The following is a 647-nucleotide window of genomic DNA, read 5'->3' on the forward strand; positions in this document are numbered from 1 at the left end:
CCAGCACAGTTATCTGTTGCTGTTAAATCTATAGGAGCAGGTACATCATCGATACATTCTACTGTTATATCAGCCGGAGCAGCTGGAGCTACAGGCGCAATAGTATCTTCAATAGTAAATGTAGCAGTTGTAGAACTTGAATTTCCACAAGCATCCGTAGCAGTAAAGGTTACAGTTGCCGAACCAGTTTCACCACAATCGTCTGAAAGACCATTAAAGTTATTCGTCCACGCTATGGCAGAACAGTCATCAGTAGCAGAAGCGCCACCATTACTATTTAACCATGTGTTTAAGTCGGTTATATTTCCATTACCATCACACTCTACCGTTAACGGACTAGCAGCAGTTGAAATTTCAGGAGCTACAGTATCAATAATAGAATATGTAGCTGTTGTAGAGCTTGAATTTCCACAAGCATCCGTAGCAGTAAAGATAACTTCAATAGGAGCCGCACAATCAGAAGTTGCACCACCATAATTATTAGTCCAAGTAATTGCAGAACAATTATCAGTAGCTAAAGCACCACCATTGTTATCTAACCAAGTTTGAATAGCACCATTATTTCCAGTACCATCACATTCGATATCTATATTTGAAGCTTCAGTATTTATAACAGGAGCAATAGTATCCGTTACCGTAATAGTTTG

At 39.3% G+C, this 647-nt stretch carries 1 pseudogene; it reads right to left on the minus strand.

Annotated elements, in window-relative coordinates:
• A pseudogene (locus tag OS191_RS00125) lies at positions 1 to 647 on the minus strand (hypothetical protein); the annotation flags it as partial.

The organism is Xanthomarina sp. F2636L, from assembly GCF_026410195.1.
GTDB lineage: Bacteria > Bacteroidota > Bacteroidia > Flavobacteriales > Flavobacteriaceae > Xanthomarina.